This window comes from Streptomyces thermolilacinus SPC6 (genome assembly GCF_000478605.2).
GTDB classification, from domain to species: domain Bacteria; phylum Actinomycetota; class Actinomycetes; order Streptomycetales; family Streptomycetaceae; genus Streptomyces; species Streptomyces thermolilacinus.
Genome location: NZ_ASHX02000001.1, coordinates 4,463,217 through 4,484,283 on the forward strand (window position 1 = coordinate 4,463,217; position 21,067 = coordinate 4,484,283).

14 protein-coding genes are annotated in these 21,067 nt (G+C 73.7%); 12 read left to right on the plus strand and 2 right to left on the minus strand.

The genetic code is table 11. The features are described 5' to 3' along the window. Positions 1-41: 41 nt before the first annotated feature. From J116_RS19350 to galE, 8 genes are all read left to right on the plus strand, one after another. Positions 42-854, plus strand: a complete 813-nt coding sequence (locus tag J116_RS19350; RefSeq protein WP_069818335.1) for a hypothetical protein — start codon at positions 42-44, stop codon at positions 852-854. Positions 855-1,174: 320 nt separating this feature from the next. Beyond that, positions 1,175-1,957, plus strand: coding sequence for a TIGR03936 family radical SAM-associated protein (locus tag J116_RS19355; RefSeq protein WP_023588725.1), 783 nt, complete (start codon positions 1,175-1,177; stop codon positions 1,955-1,957). Between the two features lie 235 nt (positions 1,958-2,192). Next, a complete protein-coding gene (locus J116_RS19360; RefSeq protein WP_023588726.1) occupies positions 2,193-6,245 on the plus strand; it encodes an Rne/Rng family ribonuclease in 4,053 nt (1,350 codons plus the stop codon). Between the two features lie 337 nt (positions 6,246-6,582). Next, positions 6,583-7,701 (plus strand): DegT/DnrJ/EryC1/StrS family aminotransferase, encoded by a 1,119-nt coding sequence (locus J116_RS19365; RefSeq protein WP_028964269.1) that lies wholly within the window; start codon positions 6,583-6,585, stop codon positions 7,699-7,701. Further along, a complete protein-coding gene (locus tag J116_RS19370) occupies positions 7,698-8,711 on the plus strand; it encodes a Gfo/Idh/MocA family protein (RefSeq protein WP_023588727.1) in 1,014 nt (337 codons plus the stop codon). The genes J116_RS19365 and J116_RS19370 overlap by 4 nt, the downstream gene beginning before the upstream one ends. 12 nt (positions 8,712-8,723) lie before the next feature. Beyond that, complete coding sequence (locus J116_RS19375) at positions 8,724-10,352, plus strand: glycosyltransferase family 2 protein (RefSeq protein ID WP_023588728.1); 1,629 nt, start codon at positions 8,724-8,726, stop codon at positions 10,350-10,352. Then, on the plus strand, positions 10,349-11,632 hold the full coding sequence (locus J116_RS19380) for a nucleotide sugar dehydrogenase (RefSeq protein WP_023588729.1): 1,284 nt from the start codon (positions 10,349-10,351) through the stop codon (positions 11,630-11,632). The genes J116_RS19375 and J116_RS19380 overlap by 4 nt, the downstream gene beginning before the upstream one ends. Before the next feature lie 95 nt (positions 11,633-11,727). Then, positions 11,728-12,699, plus strand: coding sequence for a UDP-glucose 4-epimerase GalE (gene galE, locus J116_RS19385; RefSeq protein WP_023588730.1), 972 nt, complete (start codon positions 11,728-11,730; stop codon positions 12,697-12,699). Between the two features lie 95 nt (positions 12,700-12,794). On the opposite strand, the gene J116_RS19390 is transcribed toward galE, so the two are convergent. Beyond that, entirely contained in the window at positions 12,795-13,934 is a 1,140-nt protein-coding gene (locus J116_RS19390) for a hypothetical protein (protein ID WP_023588731.1), read from the minus strand. 187 nt (positions 13,935-14,121) lie between these two features. Between J116_RS19390 and wecB the strand changes: the two genes are divergently transcribed. From wecB to J116_RS31010, 4 genes are all read left to right on the plus strand, one after another. Continuing rightward, positions 14,122-15,228 carry a non-hydrolyzing UDP-N-acetylglucosamine 2-epimerase gene (gene wecB, locus J116_RS19395; protein WP_023588732.1) on the plus strand — a complete coding sequence of 369 codons (1,107 nt, stop codon included), beginning with the start codon at positions 14,122-14,124 and terminating at the stop codon, positions 15,226-15,228. Between the two features lie 126 nt (positions 15,229-15,354). Continuing rightward, positions 15,355-16,560, plus strand: coding sequence for a glycosyltransferase family 4 protein (locus tag J116_RS19400; RefSeq protein ID WP_037946810.1), 1,206 nt, complete (start codon positions 15,355-15,357; stop codon positions 16,558-16,560). Positions 16,561-16,569: 9 nt separating this feature from the next. Next, positions 16,570-17,148, plus strand: a complete 579-nt coding sequence (locus J116_RS19405; protein WP_023588734.1) for a hypothetical protein — start codon at positions 16,570-16,572, stop codon at positions 17,146-17,148. An 18-nt stretch (positions 17,149-17,166) separates the two neighbouring features. After that, on the plus strand, positions 17,167-18,672 hold the full coding sequence (locus J116_RS31010; RefSeq protein WP_023588735.1) for a glycosyltransferase: 1,506 nt from the start codon (positions 17,167-17,169) through the stop codon (positions 18,670-18,672). A gap of 76 nt (positions 18,673-18,748) precedes the next feature. Here J116_RS31010 and J116_RS19415 read toward each other — a convergent pair whose 3' ends face one another. Next, positions 18,749-20,989: a glycosyltransferase gene (locus tag J116_RS19415; protein ID WP_023588736.1), complete on the minus strand. Its 2,241-nt coding sequence runs from the start codon at positions 20,987-20,989 to the stop codon at positions 18,749-18,751. Positions 20,990-21,067 lie beyond the last annotated feature (78 nt).

Here is a 21,067-nt window from a genome sequence, read left to right on the forward strand (position 1 = left end):
CCGGGGGAAACCCCGGAGCGGGCCGTCGCGTCATGCGGGGCATGGAACTGCGGAACCGCCCGTCAGGGTGTGAACCCGAAGGCTGCCTGGTCGCGGCGATCCGGCTGCCCGTGCGGATCGTCGCGCTGGTCGTCGTCGTCCCCGTACGGATGGCGTGGGACGTCCTCGCGCTGTGCGCCAGGACCCTCCACCGCACGGTCCTGCGTCCCCTCGGCCGCGTCCTCCTCGTGATCCCGCTCACCTGGCTGTGGCGTGCGGTCCTCACCCCGCTCGGCCGGGGCGTCGCCTGGCTGGTCCGGTACGCCGTGGTGGTGCCCGCCGTGTGGGCCTGGACGTACCTCGTGGTCGCCCCGGCGGTGTGGGCATGGCGGTACCTGGTCGTCGTACCGGCCGTGTGGCTGTGGCGGAACGTCCTGGTGCCGGCCGGCGCGGGCATCGCCTGGCTCGTCCGGTACCTGGTGGTCGTACCGGCCGGGTGGCTGTGGCGGTGGGTGCTCGTGCCGGTGGGACAGGGCGTCGCCTGGCTGCTGCGGGTGCTCGTCGCCGTACCGCTCGGCGCGCTGTGGCGGTGGGTGCTCGTCCCGCTCGGCCGCGCGCTGGCGTTCCTCGGCCGCGAACTGGTCGCCGCGCTCGCCGTCGCCTGGCGGGTGGCCGGGTACGTGTCCCGTGCCGTGGGCCGCGCGCTGAAATGGACCCTGTGGCAGACGGTGGGCCGCCCGGCGCGCTGGTTCTACCGGTCGGTGTGCACGCCCATCGGCCACTTCGTGCGCGACGCGGTGTGGCGCCCGGTCCGCGACGCGGTCCGCGACGCCCTGTCCACGGCCCGCCGCACCCTGCGCCGCGCCCTGTCCTGAAGCGGGACCCGCCGTAAGGCCCGGGGGGAGAGGACCCGTTCCCGCGCGTGTCGCGGGCGGGTCGGCGGAGCCGGGCGCCGCGGGTTCACGTCCTGCCTGTGGAAAACCGGGCTGCCATGGCGCGTACCCTGGGTACAAGACGACTGTTCCCGGCGCGGCGCCCGCCTGTCGAGGTCTCCCCGCACCAGCGGGGGTGATCCGGGCGGGACCCCCGGGGCATCCACCGCATCCGGTGGGCTGCGCGCCACCGCGCCGCCCCGCACCGAGGAGAAGAACCACTGGGCAAGCGACAGCCCGAAGGCCCGCCGCCCGCACCGGCGGTGCAGCGCATCCGACTGCGCTACACCAAGCGCGGCCGCCTCCGGTTCACCAGCCACCGAGACTTCCAGCGCGCCTTCGAGCGCGCCCTGCGCCGAGCCGAGGTGCCGATGGCGTACTCGGCCGGGTTCACGCCCCACCCCAAGGTGTCGTACGCGAACGCCGCCCCGACCGGTACGGCCTCCGAGGCCGAGTACCTGGAGATCGCGCTCACCGAGCCGCGCGACCCCGCGAAGCTGCGGGAGCTGCTCGACGAGTCCCTGCCCGACGGCCTCGACATCGTGGACGCCGTCGAGGCCCGCGCCTCCGGCCTCGCCGACCGGCTCACCGCCTCCGTGTGGGAGCTGCGCCTCGACGGGGTGGACCCGGCCGACGCCGAGCGGGCAGCCGCCGCGTTCCTCGCGGCGGGTACCGTGGAGGTGCAGCGCATGACCAAGAACGGTCTGCGCACGTTCGACGCCCGCGCCGCCGTGGCAGGGCTCGAAACCGCTCCGGCTCCGGCTGATAGGCCGCTGGACGGCCCCTGTGCGATACTGCGGCTGGTTGTTCGGCACGTGACACCTGCCGTCCGACCCGACGACGTCCTGTCCGGTCTCCGAGCTGTGGCCGACCTGGCGCCGCCGGTCCCCGCAGCGGTGACCAGGCTGGCGCAGGGGCTCTTCGACGAGGAGTCCGGCACGGTGACCGACCCGCTCGCGCCCGACCGCGAGGCAGTCACGGCCGCCCCTTCCAAGGCCGCCGGACCCGCCGCCGCGACGGCGCCGGAAGGTGCAGGTTCCGCGTAGGAGCGGTCGTCGAAGCGCGGCCCTGGCAACTCCGGGAGCCCCCTGGGCGGGCCGCGTACAGACACAGGAGACTTTCGCCAGGCCGTGCGCAGAAGGCGTACGGAACCGGCGAGCCAGACATACAGCTCCCGTGCGGCGCCCGCGCCCCGGACGGCGGCCATCGCGTATTCGGCGATGCCGCGGCCGGACCGGAAACAGGCGCGGCGCCCGGGAGCGTGACGGGAGAACCGCCCGCATGCTCGAGCCGAACGAAACCGGCACCGCCGGTATCAACGAGGACAACAACAGCCCCAGCGACACGCTGCCGCCGCGCCGCAGGCGCCGCGCCGCGTCGCGCCCCGCGGGCCCGCCGGTCGCGGCGGAGACCACCGCGGAGACCGCCGAGACCGTCGTGACCACGGCCGCCCCGGCCGCCGACGCCACCGCGTCCGGCACGCCCGCCGCCGGGGACACGACCGAGGGCGCCGCCCCGGCGCGCCCCCGCCGCCGCGCCACCCGCAAGGCGACGACACCTCCCGCCGAGACCCCGCAGGCCACCGAGGTCCCGGCCGCCGATGCTCCCGTCGAGGAGCCGGCCGCCCCGGCCCGTACGCGCCGCCGTGCCACCCGCAAGACCGCCGCGCCCGCCGCCGAGGCGCCGCAGGCCACCGAGGCCGCCGCCGCGCCGGAAGCCGCGCCCGCCGAGACCGCCCCGGCCGCCGATGCTCCCGCCGAGGAGCCGGCCGCCCCGGCCCGTACGCGCCGTCGCGCCACCCGTAAGGCCACCGCGCCGGTCACCACTCCCGAGCCGGTCGCCGAGGCCCCGCAGGCTGCCGCGCCGGTCGAGCCGCAGGCCGCCGAGGCCCCGGCCGCCGATGCTGCCGCCGAGGAGCCGGCCGCCCCGGCCCGTACGCGCCGTCGCGCCACCCGTAAGGCCACCGCGCCGGTCACCACCCCCGAGCCGGTCGCGGAGGCCGAGGAGGAGGCCGAGGCCGGCGAGAGCCTGCCCGCCGCCACCGTCGCGCAGATCAGCGGCGACGAGACCGGCCAGGTCGCCGCCGCCGAGCAGGCCGCCACCCGGGGCCGTACGCGCCGCCGCGTGTCCTCCCCGCAGTTCACCGCCGAGCCGACCCGCGCCCCCGAGCGCGGCCGCCGGCCGTCGCGCCCGGCCGTACCGGTGTTCCAGGCCCCGGTCTTCGCCGAGCCGATGTTCCAGACCCCGGAGACCGCTGCCGCGGCCGCCGCCGCGGAAGCCGCCGAGGCCGTCACCGAGGTGGAGGAGGAGACGGTCGAGGCCGTCGAGCCCGCCGTCGAGCGCGCCGAGACCGGTGGCCGCCGTCGCCGCCGCCGTCGCGGTGAGGCCGCCGAGGCCGCACGCCCCGAGCCGGCCCCCGTCGAGGAGCCCGCCGCGCCCGCCGAGGAAGCCGAGGAGGAGGCCGAGGAGGCCGCCGCCGAGGCCGACGAGCAGGACGAGTTCGAGGAGCGTCCGTCGCGCCGTCGCCGCCGTGGCGGCCGCCGTCGCCGCCGTGGCGAGTCCGCCGACGCCGACGACCACGACGAGACCGCCGAGTCCGACACCGACGCCGCCGCCGAGGGCCCCGAAGTCGCCGAGCAGGGCGACGAGGACGACACCGAGGGCGAGGACGCCGACGACGAGACCGACGGCGACGCCACCCCGTCCGCCGCCGGTACGAGCAGCTCGCGCCGCCGTCGCCGCCGTCGCCGCCGCAGCGGCGAGCCCGCCGAGGCCGAGGCGCCCGCCGAGGACGACGGCGTCCGCACGGTCGTCAAGGTCCGCGAGCCGCGCCCCAAGGCCGAGCCGTCCGACGAGGTGCAGTCCATCAAGGGCTCCACCCGCCTGGAGGCCAAGAAGCAGCGCCGCCGCGAGGGCCGTGAGCAGGGCCGCCGCCGCGTCCCGATCATCACCGAGGCCGAATTCCTCGCCCGCCGCGAGGCCGTCGAGCGCGTCATGGTCGTCCGCCAGCACGGCGACCGCACGCAGATCGGCGTCCTCGAGGACAACGTGCTGGTCGAGCACTACGTCAACAAGGAGCAGGCGACCTCGTACGTCGGCAACGTCTACCTGGGCAAGGTCCAGAACGTGCTGCCGTCGATGGAGGCCGCGTTCGTGGACATCGGCAAGGGCCGCAACGCCGTCCTGTACGCCGGTGAGGTCAACTTCGAGGCGCTCGGCATGGCCAACGGGCCGCGCCGCATCGAGACCGCCCTCAAGTCCGGCCAGTCCGTCCTCGTCCAGGTGACGAAGGACCCCATCGGCCACAAGGGCGCCCGCCTCACCAGCCAGGTCTCGCTGCCCGGCCGGTACCTGGTCTACGTGCCCGAGGGCTCGATGACCGGCATCAGCCGCAAGCTGCCCGACACCGAGCGGGCCCGGCTGAAGACCATCCTCAAGAAGATCGTCCCCGAGGACGCCGGTGTCATCGTGCGCACCGCCGCCGAGGGCGCCAGCGAGGACGAGCTGCGCCGCGACGTCGAGCGGCTCCAGGCGCAGTGGGAGGAGATCCAGCAGAAGGCGAAGACGGGCAACGCCCCGACGCTCCTGTACGGCGAGCCGGACATGACCGTCCGCGTCGTCCGCGACATCTTCAACGAGGACTTCTCGAAGGTCATCGTCAGCGGCGACGAGGCGTGGGAGACCATCCACGGCTACGTGTCGCACGTCGCGCCGGACCTGGCGGACCGGCTCCAGCGCTGGACGTCCGAGGTGGACGTCTTCGCGACGTACCGGATCGACGAGCAGCTGATGAAGGCGCTCGACCGGAAGGTGTGGCTGCCGTCCGGCGGCTCGCTGGTGATCGACAAGACCGAGGCGATGGTCGTGGTCGACGTCAACACCGGCAAGTTCACCGGTCAGGGCGGCAACCTGGAGGAGACCGTCACCAGGAACAACCTGGAGGCGGCCGAGGAGATCGTCCGGCAGCTGCGCCTGCGCGACCTGGGCGGCATCGTCGTCATCGACTTCATCGACATGGTGCTGGAGTCCAACCGGGACCTGGTGCTGCGGCGCCTGCTGGAGTGCCTGGGCCGGGACCGCACGAAGCACCAGGTCGCCGAGGTCACCTCGCTGGGCCTGGTCCAGATGACCCGCAAGCGCGTCGGCCAGGGCCTGCTGGAGTCCTTCTCCGAGACCTGCGTCCACTGCAACGGCCGCGGTGTCATCGTCCACATGGAGCAGCCCGGCACCACGGGCGGCGGCGGCAAGAAGTCCCGCAAGCGCGGCCGCGGCGGCGCCGAGCAGGCCCCCGAGCACGCCGAGCACGTCCACGAGCACGCCGAGCCGGCCGAGGCCGCCGAGGCGCCCGCCGCCGTGGAGGCCCCGCGCGCCGAGGCGCCCGCCCCGGCCGCCGAGCCGCAGCCGGTCGCGTTCGCCCCGGACGAGGAGCTGTACTCCAGCGCCGCCGAGGCCGAGGCCGCCGCGTCCCGTGGCCGCACCCGCCGCCGGGCGAGCCGCAGGGCGTCCGCCCCGGCCGGTGCGCCGCGCGCCGCCGAGGCCGCGCCGGTGGCCGAGGCCCCGGTGACCCCGGTCGCCGAGCCCGCCACGGCCACCGAGCCGGAGGCCGCCGCCCCGGTCGCCGTACCGGAGCCGGTCGCCGTCACGCCGGAGACCGCCGCCGCGCCGGAGACCGCCCCGGAGGCCGCCCCGGTCGCCGCGGCGCCCGCCGCCGAGGCCGCGCCCCAGGGCCGTACGCGCCGCCGCGCCACCCGCAAGGTGACCGCGCCGGCCGGTCCGCCGAAGGCCGCCGAGGCAGCCGAGGCCGCCGCCGTGGTCGTGGAGCCCGCCCCCGAGGCACCGGCCGCCCCGGCCGCCGCCGAGCAGCCGGTGGCCGAGGAGGCGGCACCCGTGGCGGCTCCGCCGCGGCCGCGCCGCCGAGTGGTGCGCAAGGTCACCGCTCCCGCCGGTTCGCCGTCGGGCGCGCAGGAGGCCGCGGTCGTCGTCGTGGCCGCGGGCCCGGCGACGGCGGAGCAGCCGGCCACCGAGCCGGAAGCCCCCGCCGCCGAGACCACCGAGCCGGAAGCCCCCGCCACGGAGGCGCCCGTCACGGAGGCCGCCGAGTCCGAGGTGGCCGAGAAGCCCGCGCGGAAGACCGCCAAGAAGGCGACGGCCAAGAAGGCCGCCACCAAGAAGACGGCGGCCAAGAAGACCGCGGCGAAGAAGACGACCGCCAAGAAGGCCACGGCCACCAAGACGGCGGCGTCGAAGACGGCGAAGACGGCCAAGACGGCCAAGAAGACCGCCGCCGCCGAGCAGCCGTCCGGGCCTTCCGTGACGGCGGTCACGGAGAGCTGAACGCCCGGCTGAGCATGGCCGAAATGATCTGTGTCCCGTCTCGCATTCACGCGGGGCGGGACACGGATTTTGTTTCAGAACCGATGCTTCGGGCGCTTAACGGCCAGGAAATCGGCAGGGTCATTCCTGATAATGTGACGCCGGTCGATGCCGTCCACCGCGCCCCACCGGTGCGCGCGGACGGTGTGCGACTCGGTTCCGGGCCGGACCCGTCCCGGCCGTCATCGGTAGGGCGTCGGCATCGCGCCGGAGGGGTAGACGCGCGCTCTCGACGAGATGTACGCACACCCCGGACCTCTGCCACATAGAGCTCTTGCGGTGTTCAAGGAGGACGTCCATGTCGAGCGTCAACGAGCAGCCCATCCCCGCTGCCCGCCCGGTCATCGGTGAAGAAGAGATCGAGGCCGCCGTACGCGTACTGCGCAGCGGCCGCGTCGTCCAGGGCCCCGAGGTCGCCGCGTTCGAGGAGAGCTTCGCCGACCTGGTCGAGGGCCGCCACTGCGTCGCCGTCAACTCCGGCACCTCGGCGCTGCACCTCCTGCTGATGGCGCTGAACATCGGACCCGGCGACGAGGTCATCGTGCCGTCGTTCTCGTTCGCCGCGTCCGCCAACGCGATCCGCCTCGTCGGCGCCGACGCGATCTTCGTGGACATCGACCCGGACACGTTCTGCGTGGACCCGGCCGCCGTCGAGGCCGCCATCACCCCGCGCACGGTCGCGGTCATGCCGGTGCACCTGTACGGGCACCCGGCCGCGATGGACCAGATCATGGCCATCGCCGACAAGCACAAGCTGGCCGTCGTCGAGGACGCCTGCCAGGCCCACGCCGCCGCCCTGAACGGCACCCCCGTCGGCGCCTTCGGCGCGGGCGGCACGTTCAGCTTCTACCCGACCAAGAACATGCACTCCCTCGAAGGCGGCATGATCACGGTCGGCGACGCTGAGATCGCCCGCACCCTGCGCCTCCTGCGCAACCAGGGCATGGAGCAGCGGTACGCCAACGAGATCGTCGGCGCCAACATGCGCATGACCGACGTCGCCGCCGCCGTGGGCCGCGTCCAGCTGGCCAAGCTGAACGGCTGGACCGAGCAGCGCATCGCCAACGCCGCGTACCTCACCGAGCACATTTCCGCGCCGAACGTGGTCACCCCGGTCGTCGCCGAGGGCGCGCGCCACATCTACCACCAGTACACGATCCGCGTCCGCGGCGACCGCGACGCCGCCATGGCGAAGCTCACCGAGGCCGGCATCGGCAACGCCGTCTACTACCCGACGCCGATCCACCGCCTCAAGCCGTACTGGGAGCCGGACCAGAAGGCCGGCCGCAACTGGGACCTGCCGGAGACGGAGAAGGCGGCCGCCGAGGTCGTCTCCCTGCCCGTCCACCCGCTCCTGAGCCAGGACGACCTGGAGCGGATCGTCACCGCCGTGAACGCCCTGGGGGAGAACCTGTGACCGCCACCGGAACGCTCCGGGCCGGACTCGTCGGCCTCGGCTCCATGGGCCGCCACCACGCCCGCGTCCTCGCCGGACTCGAAGGCGTCCAGCTCGTCGGCGTGGTCGACCCGATGGGCGACAAGAACGGCTGGGCGCAGGGCGCCCCCGTACTGGCCACCGTCGAGGAGCTGCTCGCCGTCGGCGTGGACTACGCCGTCGTCGCCTGCCCGACCGCCCTCCACGAGGAGGTCGGCCTGAAGCTGGCCGAGGCCGGTGTGTGCGCGCTCATCGAGAAGCCCGTCGCGGACACCGTGGACGGCGCCCGCCGCCTGGTCGAGGCGTTCGAGTCGCGCGACCTCGTCGCCGGTGTCGGCCACATCGAGCGGTGCAACCCGGCGCTGCGCTCCCTGCGCGCCCGCCTGGAGGCCGGCGAGCTGGGCGACGTGTACCAGGTCGTCACCCGCCGCCAGGGCCCGTTCCCGCACCGCATCGCGGACGTCGGCGTCGTCAAGGACCTCGCCACCCACGACATCGACCTCACCGGCTGGGTCACCGGCCAGACGTACACGTCGATCGCCGCGCACACGGTGTCCAAGTCGGGCCGCCCGCACGAGGACATGGTGTCCGCCGTCGGCCAGCTCTCCGACGGCACGATGGTCAGCCACCTGGTCAACTGGCTGAGCCCGCTCAAGGAGCGCTTCACGTCCGTCACCGGTGAGCGCGGCTGCTTCATCGCCGACACCCTCACCGCCGACCTGACGTTCTACTCCAACGCCGCCGTCGCCACCGAGTGGGAGGCCCTGCGCGCCTTCCGCGGCGTCGCCGAGGGCGACATGGTGCGGTACGCGATCCCGAAGCGCGAGCCGCTGCTCGTGGAGCACGAGCTGTTCCGCGACGCGGTCCTCGGCAAGTCCGACGACATCTGCACCCTGCGGCAGGGTCTGCTGACCGTGGAGGTCGCCGCGGCGGTCCTCCAGTCCGCCGCCACCGGCGACACGATCCGTCTCAACGGCGCCGCAAAGGGGTAGGGGTAATCTCCCTTGACCAGACCTGATGTCACCGTCGTCGTGGCGGTCTACAACACGATGCCCTACTTGACGGAGTGCCTGAACTCACTCGTCAAGCAGAGCATCGGCAAGGACCGCCTGGAGATCGTGGCCGTCGACGACGGCTCGACCGACGACAGCGGCCGGGAGCTCGACCGCTTCGCGGAGCGGTACCCCGGCGTCGTGAAGGTCATCCACCAGGCCAACTCCGGTGGCCCGGCCGCTCCCAGCAACCGGGCCCTGGAGGTGGCCACCGGCCGGTACGTCTACTTCATAGGCTCCGACGACTACCTGGGCCGCGAGGCCCTGCAGCGCCTGGTGAAGTGCGCCGACGAGCACGGCTCGGACGTCGTCGTCGGCAAGATGGTCGGCACCAACGGCCGGTACGTCCACCAGGCGCTCTACAAGAAGAGCGACCCGGACGTCAGCCTGTACGACTCGGCGCTGCCGTTCACGCTGGCCAACACCAAGCTGTTCCGGCGGGACTTCGTCGAGCAGTACAAGCTGCGCTTCCCCGAGGACATGCCGGTCGGCTCCGACCAGCCGTTCACGATCGAGGCGTGCGTCCGCGCCCGCAGGATCTCCGTCCTCGCCGACTACACGTACTACTACGCGGTGAAGCGCGGCGACGCGTCGAACATCACCTACCGCGCCAACCACCTCTCCCGGCTGCGCTGCACCGCCCAGATCATGGAGCACGCGGCGGAGCTGATCGAGGCCGGGCCGAAGCGCGACGCCGTGTTCAAGCGGCACTTCACCTGGGAGCTCGCCAAGCTCGTCCAGGACGACTTCCCGTCCCTGGACCGCGCCACGCAGGCCGAGGTGTGCGCGGGCATCGCCGAGCTGGCCGACGCGTACTTCACCGACGCGCTGCGCGACTCGATGGACGTGCGGCGGCGGGTGCGGATCGCCCTCGCCCAGCGCGGCGCCGTGGACCTGCTGGTCCGCGCCATCACGGACGAGGCGGAGCACGGCGCCCCGCCGCTGCTGCTGGAGGACGGCCGCGCGTACGTGCGCTACCCCGGCTTCCGCGACCCCGCGCTCGGCCTGCCGGACCGGCTGTACGAGGTGATCGGCGAGGCCGTGCCGGGCCCGCTCGCCGACGGCACCCGCCTGGTCTCCGCCGCCTGGGAGCAGAACGGCGACGACCTGGCCGTCTCCCTCGCCGTGCGGGTCCCCGTCACCGGCGAGACCGGATCCGCGACCGTACGCCTCGCCCCGCGCGCCCTGCCCAGGAGCGCCGACAAGCCCGGCGGGCGCCGCGTCCCCGTGGGCACCGAACTGCCGCCGCTCGTCGGCGAGTCCAGCCGCGAGGAGGCCCCGGACGGCACCGGGACCGTGCTGCTGGCCCGCATCCCGCTCCAGCCGGCCCGGGCCAAGCTCGGCGTCCGCGCGTACCTGGATGTGGCAGGCTCGACGTACGAGATCCCCGTCAAGACCCAGGGGGTGCCGCTGCCCCTGGCCCGGCGCTGGCGCGAGAAGGTCCCGTACCGCGTCTCCGCCACCGCCAACGCCAAGGGGCGGCTGGTCATCACCACGGCCCCGCTGTGGGAGCCCCCGCCCGGCGCCAGCCTGCGACTGCGCCGCGTCCTGTCCCGTGTGAAGAGGAAACTGACCCGATGAACATCTGTGTAGTCGCGCTCGGCAAGATCGGTCTGCCGCTCGCCGTGCAGTTCGCCGACAAGGGCCACAAGGTCATCGGCGCCGACGTCAACGAGAAGGTCGTGGAGCTGGTCAACGCCGGCACCGAGCCCTTCCCCGGCGAGCACGACCTCGACGTCAAGCTGAAGAAGGCCGTCGACGCCGGGCTGCTCACCGCCACCACGGACACGGCCGCCGCCGTCGCCCAGTCCGAGGCCGTCGTCGTGGTCGTCCCGCTGTTCGTGGACGCCGAGGGCACCCCCGACTTCGGCTGGATGGACTCCGCCACCCGGGAGATCGCCAAGGGCCTCAAGCCGGGCACCCTCGTCTCGTACGAGACGACCCTCCCCGTCGGCACCACCCGCACCCGCTGGGCGCCGATGCTGGAGCAGGGCTCGGGCCTCACCGCCGGCAAGGACTTCCACCTGGTGTTCTCCCCGGAGCGGGTCCTCACCGGCCGGGTCTTCGCCGACCTGCGCCGCTACCCGAAGCTCGTCGGCGGCATCGACGAGGCGTCCACCCGCCGCGGCGTCGAGTTCTACGAGCAGGTCCTCGACTTCGACGAGCGCCCCGACCTGTCCCAGCCGAACGGCGTGTGGGACCTCGGCACCGCCGAGGCGTCCGAGCTGGCCAAGCTCGCCGAGACCACCTACCGCGACGTCAACATCGGCCTGGCGAACCAGTTCGCCCGCTTCGCCGACAAGAACGACATCGACGTCAAGAAGGTCATCGAGGCCTGCAACTCGCAGCCCTACAGCCACATCCACCAGCCCGGCATCGCCGTCGGCGGCCACTGCATCCCGATCTACCCGCGGATGTACCTGTGGAACGACCCGGAGGCGACCGTCGTCCGCTCCGCGCGCGAGGCGAACGCCGCGATGCCGGAGTACGCCGTGGACCTGCTGGCCGCCGCCTACGGCGACCTGAAGGACGTGTCCGTGCTCGTGCTGGGCGCCGCCTACCGCGGCGGCGTCAAGGAGACCGCCTTCTCCGGCGTCTTCGGAGTCGTCGAGGCGCTCAAGGCCCGCGGCGCCGTCCCGTACGTCTCCGACCCGATGTACACGGACGAGGAGCTCGCCGCCCACGGCCTCACCCCGCACCGGGGCGAGAAGGTCACCGCCGCGATCCTCCAGGCCGACCACGCCGAGTACCGTGAGCTGGCGGCCTCGGACCTGCCGGACGTGAAGGTCCTCGTGGACGGCCGCCGCACCACCGACCCGGCCCGCTGGGAGGGCGTCCGCCGCGTCGTCATCGGCGGCTGACCCCACCCGCGTCCGACAGCGCTCCGAGCCGCTGAGACCAAGGCCCTGTCCCGCCCCTCCCGGCGGGGCAGGGCCGCACTGCTGGAGGTTCCACGATGACCTGGATGATCACCGGAGGCGCCGGATACATCGGCTCGCACGTGGTGCGGGCGATGACCGCGGCGGGAGAGCCCGTCGTCGTCCTCGACGACCTGTCGACGGGAAGCGCCGACCGGCTCCCCGCGGGTGTCCCGCTGGAGAAGGGCACGGTCCTCGACCGGGACTTCCTCGACCGCGTCCTGCGCGAGCACGCCGTCACCGGCATCGTGCACATCGCCGCGAAGAAGCAGGTCGCCGAGTCGGTGGCGAAGCCGCTCCTCTACTACCGGCAGAACGTGGAGGGCATGCGCGCCCTCCTCGACGCCGCCGTCGCCGCCGGGGTGCGCCGCCTCGTGTTCTCCTCGTCGGCCGCCGTGTACGGGACGCCCGACACGGACCTCGTCACCGAGCGGACCCCGTGCGCGCCGATCAACCCGTACGGCGAGACGAAGCTGGCGGGGGAGTGGATGGCCGCCGCGGTCGGCCGGGCGCACGGCATGGCCACCGCCTCGCTGCGCTACTTCAACGTGGCGGGCGCCGTCGCGCCGGAGCTGGCCGACGACGGCGCGTACAACCTGGTCCCCATGGTCTTCGAACGGCTCACGGCCGGGCGGGCGCCGTTGGTCTTCGGCGACGACTACCCGACCCCCGACGGCACCTGCGTCCGCGACTACATCCACGTCGAGGACGTCGCGTCCGCGCACGTCGCGGCGGCGCGGCGGCTCATGGCGGACCCGGGCACGGAGCTGGTGCTCAACGTGGGGCGCGGCGAAGGCGTGTCCGTACGGGAGATGATCGCCGTCATCCAGGAGGTCAGCGGCCTGAAGGACCCCGCGCCCGAGACCGGGCCCCGGCGGCCGGGCGACTCGGCGCGGGCGGTCGCCTCCGTGGACCTGATCCACCGGGAGCTGGGCTGGACGGCCCGCCACGGCGTCCGCGAGATGGTCGAGTCCGCCTGGCGCGGCTGGGCCCTGCGCCACCCGGCCTGAGCGGCGCGGGACCTGTTGAGCGGCCCGCCCCGGGAGAGGCGGGCCGCGCGCCGCAGGTACGGCTCAGGCGCCGGGCCAGGCGCTCAGGCCCCGGCTCACGCGCGGGACCAGGCGCCCAGGGCCAGGCCGGGCTCGGGCTTCTGGCGGGCGGTCCACAGCGCCCCGTCCGTCCCGATGGCCGCCATCACGACCCGCCCCGCCCCGTCCAGCGCCAGCGCGGGCGCGCCCAGGCAGGGGCTGCCGGTGAGCGTCCAGTCGGCCCCGGCGGCCTCGTCCTCCGTCGGGTACGCGGCCAGCGCCGGGCGGCCCGTCACCTCGTCCCGGTGCGCCAGGACCGTGCAGTCATGGCCGTCCACGACCGTGCGCAGCACCGCCACCGGGCCGGTGCCCACCCCGTCGCCGAGCCGCGCGCCGTCCGGCAGCGACGGCCGCCAGGCCCGTACCGTACGGTCCCCGGCGTCGTGCCAGAAGTGCGTCAGACCCGCCTCGGGCTCCGTCACCGCGGCGGACAGCGAGTCGGGCGCCGCCCGCAGCGGCACGTCGTCGGCGCGCTCGAAACGCACCCCCGGCTTCTCCCGCTCCCACCGCAGCAGCCCCTCCGCCGTGGGCGCCAGCACCTCCACACGGCCGTCCCCGGCGAGCGCCGCGGACACCGTGCCCCGCACGTCGCTGCCCTTCAGGTCGGCCCAGGCGTTCCAGGCGCCCGTCTTGGCCTGGCTGCGGGCGCACACCCCGCCGCCCGCGTTGCGGATGAAGACGTTGAGGGAGCCGTCCGTGTCCACGACGGCCGTCGGCAGACCTATCTGCTCCGCGAGCGACGGATCGTTCGGGTACGGCGTGCCCAGCGGCCGCCAGTCCCGTACGGGCCGGCCCGTCTGGTACTGGAGGGCGTACACGACCTCCGTGCCGGTCCGCCCGTCCGCGAGCCGCTCCCGGCGCAACCCCACCAGATGGACGTACCCGTCCTCGCCCTGCGCGACGGCCAGGTAGGGCAGCACGTTCGGCGCCGGGATCAGGTCGGGCCCCGCCCAGCCGGGGCCGCCGGGGCGGGTCTCGGTCCAGCGGAGCACACCGCCGTCACCGGGGGCGTACGCGGTGAGCCGGCCGTCCTTGCCGAGGACCAGCCAGCCGGTCGTCGCCGGCACCGACGGGTCCAGGACCGGGACGGGCGTCTCCTCGGCAGGCGTGGGCCCGCTGGCCCGGCGTTTGGCTTTCCGCGTGAACAAGACCGCCATGGCTGACGTCGACCTTTCCCCTGTACCTGAACCGCGAGCGAGTGATCCTCTTCCGCAGGCGCGCGCGACCCTAGCATCTCGCATCCGGCCGCCCCCGGCGCCGCGGAGGCCCGGTACCGGAGCACGCGGCGCCCGGGCATACGATGGCGGTGCCCCTCATCGACCTGACCCAGAAGAAGAGTGCGCAGTGAAAGTCATCAGCATCGTCGGCGCCCGTCCCCAACTGGTGAAGCTCGCGCCGATCGCGGCCGCGTTCGCAGAGACGGAGCACGAGCACTTCATTGTGCACACCGGTCAGCACTACGACGCCGACCTCTCCGACGTTTTCTTCCAGGGCCTCGGCATTCCCGACCCGGACGTCCACCTGGGCGTCGGCTCCGGCAGCCACGGCGCGCAGACCGGCTCCGTCCTCTCCGCGCTCGACCCGGTCCTGGAGCGCGAGAAGCCGGACTGGGTCCTCGTCTACGGCGACACGAACTCCACCATCGCCGGTGCCCTGTCCGCGGTGAAGATGCACCTGCCCGTCGCGCATCTGGAGGCGGGCCTGCGCTCCTTCAACCGGCGCATGCCGGAGGAGCACAACCGGGTCCTCACCGACCACTGCGCCGACGTGCTGCTGGCCCCGACCGAGGAGGCCATGCGCCACCTCGCCGACGAGGGCCTGAAGGACCGCGCGGTCCTCGCCGGTGACGTCATGGTGGACATCTGCCTGCGCATCCGCGACGCCGTCCTCGCCGGTGAGCACGCCGCCCCGGCGCTGCCCGAGGGCATCGACCCGTCGCAGCCGTTCCTGCTGGCCACCCTCCACCGGCCGGACAACACCGACGACCCCGAGCGTCTCGCCGCGATCATCGACTCGCTGGCCGCGCTGCCGCTGCCGGTCGCGCTGCTCGCCCACCCGCGCCTGGTCGCCCGCGCCAAGGAGCACGGCATCGACCTGGCGAAGGGCTCCGTCCACGTCGGCCGCCCCCTCCCGTACGCGGGTCTGGTCGCCGCCGTGCTGGCGTCCTCCGGTGTCGTCACCGACTCCGGCGGCCTCCAGAAGGAGGCGTTCCTGCTGGAGCGCATCACGACCACCATCCGCCCCGAGACGGAGTGGGTCGAGACCGTCGAGACCGGCTGGAACGTCCTCGTCCCCGACCCGCACACGCTGTCCGCCGACGAGTGGGCCGCCACGGTCACCCGCGCCGTGCCGTCCGCCGACAAGGGCACCCCGTACGGCGACGGGCGCGCCGCGCACAACGTCGTCCGCATCCTCGAGGAGTGGCAGAGCACCGTCCGCAACGACGGCTGACCCGCCCGCCGACCCCACCCGTACCCCGTCCGCACGGCCGGGGTACGGGCCCCTCGGGCGACCCGCCCGGATCATGGGCCGGTGATAAAGTGGCGCGTCGCCGCGCAATCTCGTAAGGAAGTCGACATGAAGCAGGCAGCATCCAGGGATGCAGCCGTGGTCACGCCGTGGTATCCGACACGGGAGTTGCCTTTCCGCGGTTCCTTCGTCCAGGCCATGGTGGCGGCCACCGCGCCCGGCTGCGACAGCTTCACCGTCTACCACTGCGACCCGTGGGTGGCCCCCATGGACGCGGCGGCGACGAAGGCGGTCGAGGAGGCCAACGCCAAGGTGATGGCCCGGGCCGCGCACCGCGTCCCCACGGCCGGCGGCGCCGACCTGATCTCCTTCCCGGTCACCACCCCGCGCGGCCAGGACTACGGCGCCCAGTCCCGCAACCACGAGCGCCAGCTCCGCAACCTCCTGGGCGGCAAGCCCATCGACGCGGACGTCGTGCACGCCCACGTCGGGCTGCCCAGCGGCTGGGCCGCGCTGAAGAACGCCCGCCCCGGCGCCAAGGTCTTCGTCACCGAGCACGCCTCCTTCCTGGAGCGCGTCTTCCAGGACCCCGAGGCCGTCGAGCTGTACGACGAGCTGCTGCACGGCGTCACCGGCTTCCTGGTCGTCGGCGACAAGGTCACCGAGGTGCTGGAGCGTCAGTTCCCGCACCACGCCGACAAGATCCTCCGCATTCCGAACCCGATCTCCTTCGACGAGCCGCGCCCCGAGCCGGTCAAGGACCTGCGCAGCTGGCTGTACCTGGGCAGCGTCACCGAGCTCAAGGGCGTCAAGTGGCTGGTCGAGGCGTTCGCCCAGTGCCACGCCGAGGACCCGACGCTCACCCTGACCCTCGTCGGCGAGGGCCCGCTGCGCCGCCCGCTCACCGAGCGCGTCGCCGAACTGGGCCTGAGCGACGCGGTGACGCTGCCCGGCTCCATCCCGCATGAGCAGGCGCTGGAGCTGATGCGCAGTCACGACCTGCTGGTCCACCCCAGCCGGTACGAGACGTTCGGCATGACCATCGTCGAGGGCATCGCCGCCGGCATGCCGGTCCTCGTCACCCGCTGCGGCGGCCCCGAGAAGACCCTCGCCGGCATCGAGGACGCCGCGGGCGAACTCATCGACGTGGAGGAGAACGCGGAGTCGATCAGCGAGGGCTACCGGCGCCTGCGCGCCCGTTTCCTCGCGGGCGGACTGGACCTCGAACGCGCCCAGGCGAAGCTTGCCGCCGACTACGGCTACGAGGCCGTGGCCCAGGCGCACTACCGACTCTGGTTCCCCGACTCCCCGTGATGGAGTGACATGCAGGTTCTGTTCCTGGCCCTTGGCGCCTCGCGCAAGCGGGCCGTGGTCGAAGAGTCCGCCGCGGTCGTCGCGGCCGGTGGCCGGGCGGTCGTCCTGGTCGGCCAGAAGCAGCCCTGGGCGACCGAGACGTTCGCCCCCGGGGTGCGCCTGACGACGCTCGCCGAGCTGGAGGCCAGGCACCTGCCGCAGCGGCTGGAGCGGGCGGTGCTCTACCAGGCCCCGCGCCGCGTCGCCGGAGCGGTCGGCCGCGGCCCCCTGAGCGCCAAGACCAAGAAGGCCCTCAAGGCGTACGAGAAGCGCGTCGCCGGACGCGTCCACCGCCGCGTGTTCGCGCCGCTGCACCGCAAGGTGTGGCCCACCGCCGTCGCCCGGATGATCCTGCGCCGCTGCTTCGGCCCCCAGGGCGGGCCCGACCTCGTGATCGTCGCCGACGCCCTGTCCACGCGCACCGCCGCCGAGCTGATGGGCGCCTGGGAGAGCGAGGGCCTGGGAACGCCCCGCCTCGCCTACAGCGTGGACTCCGTCGTACCGCCGATCGTCGCCCGGACGACCCCGCAGACCTCAGCCGCTCGCTGAACCAACCGAGGAAGACTGATGAAGAACCGTAGCGAACGGCGCCCCCGTGTGCTCTACCTGGCGTTCTACTTCCCCCCGTCGCGGGCGAGCGGCGTCTACCGCGCCCGGGCGACCGCCAACCACCTGGTGGAGAAGGGCTGGGACGTCACGGTCTGTGCCGCCCCGCTGGACTTCCTCTACAACGTGATCGGCTCCGTCGACGAGGAGCTGTCGAAGACCGTCGACCCGCGCATCCACGTCGAGCGCCCGTCGCTCAACCAGTACACGTGGCAGCAGGACCTGCGCGACTACAGCTGGCTGCGCCGCAGCTTCCCGCTGATGGCCAAGCGCGTCTACATGTTCAGCCAGACGAAGCTGTTCCCCGAGCGGTACTCGTCCTGGGCGTGGGCGTCCGTCACGCGCGCCCTGAAGCTGCACGCCAAGGAGCGCTTCGACGTCGTCGTGGCGACCGGCAACCCGTTCGCCTCGTTCGGCGCCGCCTGGCTGTTCAACAAGCTGACCGGCGTCCCGTACGTCATGGACTACCGCGACTCGTGGACGCTGGACCTCTTCCACGACGAGCCGGCCTTCCCCGAGGGGCACATCGCCTGGGGCTGGGAGAAGCGCATGCTCGACAAGGCGTCCGCGGCGGTCTTCGTCAACGAGGCCCTGCGCGCCTGGCACGCCGAGCGCTACCCGGAGGTCGCCGACCGCATGATGGTCGTGCCCAACGGGTGGGACGCCGACGTGCTGCCGAAGGCGGTCGAGAAGGCGGCGGGCACGGCCCCGGCCCTGGAGGCCGCCGAGCCGGAGGCCCCCGTCCTGGAGGTCGCGGCCGCCGGGACCGGCGAGGGCGCGCCGGCCGAGGCCCCGCACGCCTCCGGTGCCCCGAGCGCTTCGCCCGCCTCCGGTGCTTCGGGTGCTTCGGGCGAGGAGCGCCGGGCGCCGCTGAAGTTCACGTACCTGGGGACGCTCACCGCGAAGCAGCCGGTCGAGGAGATGGCCGAGGCGTTCAAGATCGCCCGCCGTCACCCGGACCTCGCCGGCGCGGAGCTCCAGATCCACGGCCACCTGGGCTTCTTCAAGAACAGCCCCGGCACCCTGAAGGCCCGCCTCGGCCTCCAGGACGGCCCGCGCCCCGAGGGCGTCGAGGACACCGGCCTGCGCTACTGCGGGCCCGTCTCCAAGACCGAGGTCGGCAAGGTGTACGAGGAGGCCGACGTGCTGGTCTTCCTCGCGGGCGGCGGCAAGTACGTCACGTCCGGCAAGATCTTCGAGTACATGGCCTTCGGGCACCCGATCGTCTCCGTGCACCAGCCCGGCATCGCCGCGCAGGACGTCCTCGACGGCTATCCGCTGTGGTTCAACGCCAACAGCCTGGACGTCGAGGAGCTGGCCGCGTCGATGGTCGCCGCGGGCAAGGCCGCCCGCGACCTGACGCCGGAGCAGCGCGCGGCCGCGCGGCGCCACGCCGACACGTACACGCGTGAGGCGACGCTCATCCCGTTCGAGCGGCGGCTGCGGGAGATCGTCAGCGGCAGCTGAGCCGTGCTCCTCAAGCCCAATGGGAAGGGCCCTGACCGGATCTCCGGTCAGGGCCCTTCCCTCTGTGCCTCTGGGCTCACTCGCTGTCGTACGCGGTGCGGTCCAGACTCGTCGTCACCTTCAGGTGCGGGTGGGACTTGGCCCACTTCCAGCCCGTCACCGTCGAGTTGATGTCGCTGACGAAGACCGTGTCGATCTTCTCCAGGGCCAGCTCGGGCAGCACCCGCCGCTGCGCGATCCGGGCGAACAACTGCGGCCTGACCTCGCGGTAGGTGCGGTTGAACACCTTCTTGTGGAAGGCGTTGGCGACCTTCGTGTGGGCGCGCTGCACCGTCGCGACGGCCAGCTCGGGGCCGATCGCCTCCCGGTTCTTCGCGGCGATCCGGCGGGCCCTGCGCAGCACGGCGCGCGGGGCGCGGTAGACGAGGAACCGCTCGGCGCGCGGGATGCGCAGCTTCTTCTCGGCGTCGGCGACGCTGACGACCGGCACGCTCGGGTCGAGCTCCAGCCGGTCCCACAGCGCGGGCGCCGTGGCGGTGACGAGGGTGATCTCGGCGCCCTTCGCGACCAGGTGGTTGGCGAAGTCCACGATGCGCCGCGGCTTGGCCGGGGTCAGCGCCAGGACGACCGCCCGGCCGACGGGCTCGCCGCCCGCCCGGCGCACGGGGGCCGCCTCGACGGGCCCGACCTCCCCGGCGGGCTCCTCCTGGGCCTCGGCCTCCGGATCCGCGTCCTCGACGGTGTCCGGCACGGGCGGCAGCGCCCCGCCGTACACCTCGACCAGCTGCTTGCCGACCGCCTCGCAGCCGACCCGGCCCTCCAGCACCTCGCGGGCCGCGGGCAGGTCCAGCTCTCCGGCGCGGCCGCGCAGCTCGTGGTACGCGTCCACGATGACCCGCGGGTCGTCGCTGACGTCCATGAGCGCCCCGGCCAGCGTCTCGATCCCGGCCAGCGTCTCGTCGGGTCCGCCGCTGCGGGTGACCAGTACGGGCAGCCCGGACGCGATCGCCTCGACGACCGTCATCCCGAAGGTCTCCCGCTTGCTGGCGTGCACGAGCAGGTCGTACTCGTGCATCAGCGGGCCAACGGCCTCCGGCGCGACGGGCGGCAGGACGCGGAAGCGGTCGCCCAGGCCCAGCTCGGCGGCGCGGGCGCGCAGCTCGTCCTCGGCGGGGCCGTGCCCGACCATCGTCAGCGTGGCGCGCGGCTCCTCGGCGGCGACCAGCGCGAACGCCTCGAGCAGTTCCTTGACGCCCTTCGGCTGGACCAGCCGGCCCAGGTACAGCCAGCGCAGCAGCTCGCGGGAGCGCTCGGGGCCGGGCGTGAACCGGTCGAGGGCGATCGCGTTGGGGACGACGCCGACCTTGTCCGCGTACTGCGGGAAGCGGCCGACGACCTGCTCGCGCAGCGCGGCGCTGACGCACAGGAACGCGTCGGCGCGCTCCAGGACCTGCTCGTACAGGCGGGCCGCGGGGGCCTGCGAGAAGACCTTGTCGAGGAACGACGAGTGCTCGGTCACCACGACGCGGGCGTCGGGGCGGGCCAGACGGGTGGCCAGCACACCGCCGTAGATGCCGGTGTGGGCGTGGACGACCGGCGCGTCGATGTGCCCGCTCGGCAGGGCGCTGCGGAGCGCCTTGACCTGCGCCTCGACCCAGGGGGCGTAGTTCTTGCGGTGGATCAGCGGCACGGGGACGCGGACGACGGTCGCCTCGTCGGCGTCGATGACGTGGCCGAGGGCGCGGCGCTCCTGGAGGCGGTCGACGGTCACCCGGATCGCGTCGTTGAGCGGGGCCGACGCGCGGCCGGACCAGTCCTCCGTGTGGAAGACGGTGACGCGCTCGTAGTTCCCGGCGACGGCGGCGGTCGCGGCCTGGACGAAGGAACCGGCGTACGGGTTGTTCGGCGAGGGGTACCAGGGGGTGATGACGGCCAGGTCGGCGGGCTCCACGACGCGGCCGGCACCGTGCGGCTCCAGCGCGAGCGTGATGCCCGGGCGGCGGCGCTTGGCGATCCACGCGACGGGCAGCGCCTGCGCGTCACCCGCGACGACCGTGTCCGCCGTGGCGAACGGGCCGGACTTGGCGGCGGCGAGCTTCTTGGCGGAACCCCACGCCGTGCCGTCCTTGTCGGGGGCGACGCGGACCACGTCCACGCCGTCGATCCGGCTCAGCTCAGCGGCCGCCTCGTGCCACTCCGGAGCGTCCAGCACGACCAGGGAGACCCGGGACCCCGAGGAGGCGAGCTCCTTCACCTGCTCGCGCGTCGCCCGTACTCGGTATGTGCCAAGCGCGAGATAGAGCACGTGGCTGTTCATCTGGTTCCCTTCGCCCTTTCACCTGCACGCCGCGCACCCGTGCGGCGGAAGCGTCCCCACGGGGTTCGGTACGGAGAT

Excerpts from the sequence above, each read along its gene's own strand:
- J116_RS19350 (WP_069818335.1), top strand. The coding sequence starts at position 42 with ATGGAACTGCGGAACCGCCCGTCAGGGTGTGAACCCGAAGGCTGCCTG.
- J116_RS19360 (WP_023588726.1), top strand. The coding sequence starts at position 2,193 with ATGCTCGAGCCGAACGAAACCGGCACCGCCGGTATCAACGAGGACAAC.
- J116_RS19365 (WP_028964269.1), top strand. The coding sequence starts at position 6,583 with ATGTCGAGCGTCAACGAGCAGCCCATCCCCGCTGCCCGCCCGGTCATC.
- J116_RS19380 (WP_023588729.1), top strand. The coding sequence starts at position 10,349 with ATGAACATCTGTGTAGTCGCGCTCGGCAAGATCGGTCTGCCGCTCGCC.
- galE (WP_023588730.1), top strand. The coding sequence starts at position 11,728 with ATGACCTGGATGATCACCGGAGGCGCCGGATACATCGGCTCGCACGTG.
- J116_RS19390 (WP_023588731.1), bottom strand. The coding sequence starts at position 13,934 with ATGGCGGTCTTGTTCACGCGGAAAGCCAAACGCCGGGCCAGCGGGCCC.
- J116_RS19400 (WP_037946810.1), top strand. The coding sequence starts at position 15,355 with ATGAAGCAGGCAGCATCCAGGGATGCAGCCGTGGTCACGCCGTGGTAT.
- J116_RS19405 (WP_023588734.1), top strand. The coding sequence starts at position 16,570 with ATGCAGGTTCTGTTCCTGGCCCTTGGCGCCTCGCGCAAGCGGGCCGTG.
- J116_RS31010 (WP_023588735.1), top strand. The coding sequence starts at position 17,167 with ATGAAGAACCGTAGCGAACGGCGCCCCCGTGTGCTCTACCTGGCGTTC.
- J116_RS19415 (WP_023588736.1), bottom strand. The coding sequence starts at position 20,989 with ATGAACAGCCACGTGCTCTATCTCGCGCTTGGCACATACCGAGTACGG.